Origin of the sequence: Prosthecobacter sp. SYSU 5D2 (assembly GCF_039655865.1) — a bacterium.
Lineage (GTDB): Bacteria > Verrucomicrobiota > Verrucomicrobiia > Verrucomicrobiales > Verrucomicrobiaceae > Prosthecobacter.
The window spans coordinates 119,118-126,604 of the sequence record NZ_JBBYXL010000015.1; the positions used below are offsets into that span (position 1 = coordinate 119,118).

Consider the following 7,487-nt stretch of genomic DNA (forward strand, 5'->3'; position numbering starts at 1 on the left):
ACTTGACGGCTCATCGCTTGTACAGCATCAGCACCCGGAACAGCCGCCCCATGAAGGCCGGATGCGTCAGGGAATGATACTGCCGCAGCAGCGCCTGGGTATTCGTATCCGTTTTTCCCTCCAGACCGGCCAGCACGGATAAACCAAGTTTGCCCAGGAACCGGCCCTGCAGCTCATACGTCCGCAGTTTCATGCCTGCGGATTCCGCCACCTCGATCAGCCGCGTAAAGTTCACATGCGTAGTCAGGTCGCATTCGCCCAGGTCCTCCAGCACGCGGTCATCCGTCTGATGGCCCTTATACCGGCGCAGGGTGCCGGTCTTGCGTTCCGGCGAATACAATTCCGCCTCATCAAAGCCGTAATCGGCGACGTAAACCGCCCCGCAAAAAGGCGCGGCGGCCAGTTCGGCCATCCAGTCCAGCGCTGCCAGATTGACCTCGGTGGTGTATCCTTCCCCCAGATCCACGGGCAGCCGTTTAAGCTCGGCAGCCAGTTTTTCAGAGGACGGCGGGCCGGGTATAAACCCCAGGCCATCGCCCTCCCTCTGAACGTAGAGCTCCTGCCATGCGGCACCATCCCAGCGCACCAGGTGTACCGGCATGGCATCTGGCAGCTCATTACAAACATAAAACGCAGGAACGGCAGGCAAATCCGCCAGCGAGGCGACCCAGCGCACACGTTCTTCAAAATGCGCAAGCCGTTGACGCTGAGCATCTTCGTATCGAGGATTCGGTTCCACGATGAAATAAGGTACATCCACCGCAGCGAGGATGTCCTCTGCCAGCTGGCCGTCATGCGCCGCCTGCTCGATGATGACAAAATCCGCCGGACTGCCCATCTCCGCCTTGAGTTCCAGGGCCAGTTTTCCCAGCAATCTGCCATACAGCGGTCCCACCGAAACGGCGGTATAAAAATCCCCGCTACGCCCGATCCGGCGCGGCCCCGGACCATAATATCCATATTCGGGGTGGTACAGAGCCTGGTCCATCACCTCGGCAAACGTCAGCCTGCTGGAAAATGAAGCGGAAATCTTGTCGTGCAAAATGCTTGTCAAGGTGGTCATTGGGAAACAAGTGGCGCAAACGCACAACAGCCATTAAGTTATCACCCCTTGCAATCAAGGGCATCCCCTCATGTTTGGCAAAGATTTGGAAACTAAACCCCAGACGAACTGGCGCGGCGAGACCGGGCTGAAGCTTCCCTTTTACCGTCGTGTCTGGTTCAGCGCACTCATGGCCCTGTTGATCCTGGTCGGTCTGACCGGTCTCGGCACGTATGCCATCATCGTAGCACCCTTGCATGAAAAAGCCCAGACCTATGACCTGGAGGAAATCCGCAAACTGGAGGCCGCCAGCATCATTTATGACCGCAACGGCGAGGAGCTTTCCCGCATCTACGTGCTTAATCGCACCCCGGTGCCGATCAAAGAGGTGCCCCAGCATTTCATTGATGCGCTGACGGCCCAGGAAGACAGCCGCTTTTTCCAGCATGACGGAGTGGACTACATCGGCCTCACCCGTGCCGTGATTGAAAACATCAAAGCAGGCCGCACCACCCAGGGTGCCAGTACCATCACCCAGCAGCTTGCCCGGCAGACCTTCGGCCTCATGGAGAAGAAGTACAAACGCAAGATCGTCGAGGCGTTTGTGGCCCAGCGGATTGAGAAGAAGTTTACCAAACCGGAGATCCTGGAACTTTATCTGAACCGCATTTTCTTCGGTAAAAATTTCTACGGCATCCAGGCGGCTGCGCTCGGTTACTTTGGCAAAGATGCCAGGGAACTGACCGTGGATGAAGCCGCCACCATTGCCGGCCTGATCAAAAGCCCCAACAACATTGAGCCCATCGGCCATCCGGAACGGGCGGTCAAGGAACGCAATTACGTGCTGGAGCGCATGGTCATTGAGGGCAGCCTGAGCCGTGGGGATGCAGAGCGCTTCAAGCTGAAGCCCATGGTCACCGCCCCTCAAACCAGTGATCCCAGGCTAAGCTACGTTTTCGACGAAGTCCGTCAGGAGGTGGTTTCCATTGTCGGCGAGGAACGGGCGGCCATCGGCGGTTTTCAAATCTACACCAGCATTGACAAGGATCTGCAAAAGGCGGCCGAGATTGCAATGAAAAAACGCCTGGCCGAGGTGGAGACCCGCGAAGGGTATGCCCATCAGACCTACACCCAGTTCCGCGGCATTCTGGGAGAGTGGTTCGGCAAAAAGACGAAAGGCGAACTCACGCCGGAAATGTCCCGGCCCATTCCCGAATACCTGCAGGGGGCGGCCATCGTCATGGACAACACGGACGGCTCCATCCTGGCCATGGTGGGCGGGCGTGACTTCATTGACAGCCAGTATAACCGCGCCACCGACGGGGTGCGCCCGGTAGGCACGGCGTTCACACCCTTTGTCTATGCCGCCGCCTTTTCCAAACCCGGTTACTTTCCGATGAGCCCCCTCGCCGATGAACCCCTGGACAACCGGCGGGTCATGATCGGCGGCCTGACCGGCATCCTGGGTGAGTGGGGCATGGAAGTTCCCGATCCCAAATGGTCCCGCAACCCCATCAGCGCCCGTGAGGCCCTGGTAGGCTCCCACAATTCTGCCACGGTCCGCCTTGGCGAGCGCATTGCTTTGGAAGGCGGGCGTATCCGTCAGGATTTCCGGGATTTCGCCAAACTCGCCGGCATTCGCACTCCGCTGCGGGAATTCCCCTCCACTTTCCTGGGGGCCACGGAACTCCGGCTGGATGAAATGTGCCTCGCCTATTCCTGCTTTCCCACATTAGGAAAGCGCCCGCCGAAGCAGCACCTCATCCAGCGCATCACCGATTTCCGTGGCAAGACCGTCTTCCAGCTTGATGAGAAGACGCTGCAGCCGGTCCGCGCCATGGATGAGATCGCCGCCTACCAGACCCATACCTGCCTGACGGAAGCCCTGCATCGCGGCACAGGCGCGCCATCCATCGAATATGGCCTGGGTGATTTCCCGGCAGGCGGAAAAACCGGTACCCATTATGAATCCAAGGACTTGTGGTTCCTGGGTTATACCTCGGCAGTGACCTGCGGTGTGTGGGTGGGCTTTGACCGGCATAAAACCATCTATCCCGGTGCCTTCTCCAACAAGATCGCCCTTCCGATCTGGACGGACATCATCAATGCCTCCACCAAGGTGCGGACACCCATGGAAATCAATCCGCCAGAGTCCGCCGAGCGCATCGAGATCTGCCGGGTCAGCGGCCTGCGGGCCAGCGACTTCTGCTATGACAAGGTCAAGGGACCCGACGGTGTTGAGCGTTCTGTGCGTAGCACGTATTCTGAATATCTCCGCCCCGGCACCAGCTTTAACATGACCTGCCCAGTCCATACCGGCGAAGGGCTGCCTGCAGATCTGGCCCGTTTTCACCAGTCCATTCAAAACACCACGGATACGGCGCTTTTGGCCGAAGCTAGCAAGTTCGCCAATGTGGAACCGGTGTATCTTCAGGATCCCATCATTATAGGTGAGGACCCCTACAATTCTGAAAAGCCCATTCTGCGTGCCCGGCCGGTGAATGATGACGGCACTCCGATCCTGCGGGCTCTTCCCGTGGGTGTGGATGAAAGCGGGATTTCTGAACAGCCGGTCATCAAACTCAAGCCGCCGCCACCGATGAAAATCGAGTTGTAAAGGCCGCACCAGCAAGGGCCAAAGACAAACTGACAACCGGCTGCATTTTTGGGGAGAAATCTGCCGCCAACTGGCTAGGCTGGGCAGGCCAATGGCCGATTCCTTTGTCCACCTCCACCTGCATTCCGAATACTCTCTCCTCGATGGCGCGGTCCGTTTGGACGATCTCGTCAAGCGCACGAAAGAGCTGGGAATGCCTGCGGTCGCGGTGACAGACCATGGAAACCTTTATGGGGCCATTGATTTCTATATGGCCGCCCGGAAGGCGAAAGTGAAGCCCATCCTAGGCTGCGAGGTTTACCTGGCCCCAGGCTCCATGCATGACAAAAAGGAAGTGCAGGGCCGCAAGCGCGCCTCCCACCTGACGCTCCTGGCTGCAAGCAACGAAGGTTATGAAAACCTCTCCCGCATCGTCACGGAGGCGCACCTATATGGCCAGTGGTACAGCCCCCGGCTGGACAAGGACCTGCTGCGCAAACACAGCAAAGGCCTCATCTGCCTCAGCGGCTGCATCAACGGGGAGGTCAACCAGCTTCTGCTGACCGACCGCAAAGACGAAGCGGAAAAAAGCCTCCTGGAATTTCGCGACATCTTCGGTCCTGAAAACTTTTACCTGGAGCTCCATGACCACGGCATGGAGCAGCAGCGCACCGTCGCGCGCCAGCTCATCGAATGGGGCAAAAAGTATGATTTGAAGACCGTCGCGGCGAATGACGTGCATTTCATGGACCGTGACGATCATGAAAGCCATGACATCATGATCTGCATCGGCACAGGTGCGAACGTTCATGATACCAACCGTCTGACCTATTCCCCAGAAGTCTATTTTAAGACGGCGGAAGAAATGCGCGCCCTTTTCAAAGAAGTGCCGGAGGCCTGCGACGCCACCCTGGAAATCGCCGAAAGGTGCAACATTGATATCCGCCTGGATTCCACCAGCATTGACCGGTATCCCCAGTATCCGCTGGAAGGCCAGTGGACAGACCGCAATGTTTACCTGCGCCATCTTTGCGAGGAAGGCCTCATCCGCCGCTACGGTCGCGACCGTGCCCTAAACGATGAAGCCCTCCGCCAGCGTATGGACTATGAGCTGGCCCTGCTGGCGGAAAAGAACTTCACCAGTTACTTCCTCATCGTCTGGGACTTCATCAACTGGGCACGCGAGCACGGCATCCCCGTAGGACCAGGGCGTGGTTCTGCCGCAGGCTCCGTCGTGGCGTATGTGCTGGGCATCACGGACATTGATCCGCTGCGCTTCGAGCTGGTGTTCGAGCGCTTCCTGAACCCTGAGCGAGTCAGCCCTCCGGATATTGACATCGACTTCTGCCAGACCCGCCGTGGCGAGGTCATCCAGTATGTGCGTGAGAAATATGGTGACCTCAGCGTCAGCCACATCATCACCTTTGGCACCATGGGTGCGAAGTCTGTTGTGCGCGATGTAGGACGTGTACTGGGCTGGAGTTATGGTGATGCCGACCGCCTTTCCAAGATGATCCCCACCGAGCTGAACATCACGCTCGCCGGCGAGGACAAGGTGGACAAGGCTACGGGCAAGAAGATCCACATTGACGGGGCCATTGACAAAAACCCGGAGTTGAAAGCTTACATCGAGAACGACAGCAATGCCCAGGAACTCTGGAAGCATGCCACGTTCCTGGAAGGCATCACGCGCGGCACAGGCATTCATGCGGCGGGTGTCGTCATCGGTGACCGTCCCCTGTATGATTTCATCGCCCTGACACGAGGCAACGAGGAGGAAATTGTCTCCCAGTTTGCCATGAAACCGCTCACTGAACTGGGCATGCTCAAGATGGATTTCCTGGGGCTGAAAACGCTGACGGTTATCCACGAGGCCGAGTACTGGGTGCAGAAACGGGTGCCTGGTTTTAACACCTCTGACGCGCCTTTGGATGACGTCAAAACATTTGAGATGTTGCAGCGGGGGGAAACGGTCGCGGTGTTCCAGATGGAATCTGGCGGCATGATCAATACCTGCAAGCAGCTCGGTCCAGACAAGATCGAGGAGATCATCGCTATCCTCGCCCTGTACCGTCCGGGGCCCATGCAGTTTATTCCCGACTACATCCAGCGCAAAAAAGGCCTGGAAGAGGTGGAGTATCCGCACCCGCTGCTGGAGAAGATCGCCAAGGAAACGTATGGGATTCTGGTTTACCAGGAGCAGGTGCAGCAGGCCGCCAACGTGCTTGCCGGATTTACTCTCGGCCAGGCTGACTTGTTGCGCCGGGCGATGGGTAAAAAGGATGCAGCTGAAATGGCCCGCCAGCGTATTGCCTTCGTTGCCGGCTGCAAAACCACCAACGACATCGGTGACAAGCAGGCCAACGCTGTTTTCGACTTGCTGGAAAAGTTCGCCCAATACGGCTTCAACAAATCCCATTCCGCTGCGTATGGGATTGTGACATATCGCACGGCTTATCTGAAGGCCAACTATCCGGTCGAGTTCATGACCGGCGTGCTCAGCCTGGAAGTCAGTAACACGGACAAAATCGCCAACTTCGTGAGCGAGTCCTTGCGCATGGGCATCCCGATCCTGCCACCGGACATCAACCGGTCGCTGCTCAAGTTTTCCCCTGAGCGCACCAAAGACGCCAGCCCGGACATCGAAGGCCCCAATGCCATCCGCTTCGGCCTGAGCGCGGTGAAAAACGTCGGTGAAGCCGCCATGGCCACCGCCATTGAAGAGCGTGAAAAAAACGGCCCCTTCAAGAGCCTTGAAGACTTTGCCGCACGCATGGATACGCGGGCAGTGAACAAGAAGCTGCTGGAAGCGCTAGTGAAGTCTGGTGCCTTTGATTTCACCAAGGAGCACCGGGCTTCCCTGTTCGCCAAACTGGAGCAGGTGCTGGCTTCCGCCGCCTCCGCCCAAAAGGATAAAAAAGCGGGCCAGGGCGGCCTGTTTGATGACTTTGCCATGGCTCCGCCGAAGAAGGCCGCAGCCCAGGTGGCCATTGAGCCTTGGACCATGGATGAGACGCTGGCTTTTGAAAAAGAGCTGCTCGGTTTCTACGTCAGCGGCCATCCCCTGGACAGCTACCGGGGCAACTTTGAATCCAGCAAGCTGACCAAGATCATTGCGCTGGAGGAGGTGGATACCAGTGGAAAACCGCAGACCGTTTACATCGCCGGCATCGTCAACAGCCTGGACGTGAAGTACTCGAAAAAGGACAACCGCCCTTTTGCCACCTTTACCTTTGAAGACTTCACCGGCCAGATCGAGATGATGGTCTGGAGCGACGAATACGAGAAATTCAAAGACGTGCTGAAAGTGGGCAGCGTCCTCGGCCTGCGTTGCCGCTGCATGAAAGACCAGCGCACTGAAGGCAACCGCCTGACACTGGGCGATGCCAAGCCGCTTCAGCCCAAAAAAGCCCGTCTGACCAACGCTGGTGAAGCGGGAGTGGAGGCCCCTGCCAAGCCCGCCGCTCCCCCTGCCCCACCCAAGCCGCTTGTGCTGCGCCTGGACTGCAAACGCCACAGCCAGATTGATCTCGAGCGAATCCACGAAGTACTCGTTCAATACCCTGGGGAACTGCCAGTTATCTTTGACTTTGCCTATAACGGTGGCCGCCGCATACGCCTGCAAGCAGGCGATGAATACCGCGTCAGCCAGACCAAGGACCTGGTGCAGCAACTGATGATCTGGCTATGACAAGGACGGTTCGTCCGGGTAATGCCAGGCCGAATGATGACTGCTGGAGCAGGTCTTATTCCACCGCCCGCACACGTAACTGTCGCAGGGAAAACAGCTCGCTGTCGCATTCGCTGAGGCGGCGGGCACCGTCTTTGCGCTTGGGGCCAAAGAGGGTG

3 protein-coding genes are annotated in these 7,487 nt (G+C 57.9%); 2 read left to right on the plus strand and 1 reads right to left on the minus strand.

Annotated elements, in window-relative coordinates:
• Window positions 1-10: 10 nt before the first annotated feature.
• Complete coding sequence (locus WJU23_RS22140; protein ID WP_346334813.1) at window positions 11-1,063, minus strand: SAM-dependent methyltransferase; 1,053 nt, start codon at window positions 1,061-1,063, stop codon at window positions 11-13.
• A 70-nt stretch (window positions 1,064-1,133) separates the two neighbouring features.
• On the opposite strand from WJU23_RS22140, the gene WJU23_RS22145 reads away from it, so the two are divergent.
• Both WJU23_RS22145 and dnaE read left to right on the plus strand, forming a co-directional pair.
• Entirely contained in the window at window positions 1,134-3,659 is a 2,526-nt protein-coding gene (locus WJU23_RS22145) for a transglycosylase domain-containing protein (RefSeq protein WP_346334814.1), read from the plus strand.
• Between the two features lie 91 nt (window positions 3,660-3,750).
• Window positions 3,751-7,329: a DNA polymerase III subunit alpha gene (gene dnaE, locus WJU23_RS22150; protein ID WP_346334815.1), complete on the plus strand. Its 3,579-nt coding sequence runs from the start codon at window positions 3,751-3,753 to the stop codon at window positions 7,327-7,329.
• Window positions 7,330-7,487 lie beyond the last annotated feature (158 nt).

Excerpts from the sequence above, each read along its gene's own strand:
- WJU23_RS22140 (WP_346334813.1), bottom strand. The coding sequence starts at position 1,063 with ATGACCACCTTGACAAGCATTTTGCACGACAAGATTTCCGCTTCATTT.
- WJU23_RS22145 (WP_346334814.1), top strand. The coding sequence starts at position 1,134 with ATGTTTGGCAAAGATTTGGAAACTAAACCCCAGACGAACTGGCGCGGC.
- dnaE (WP_346334815.1), top strand. The coding sequence starts at position 3,751 with ATGGCCGATTCCTTTGTCCACCTCCACCTGCATTCCGAATACTCTCTC.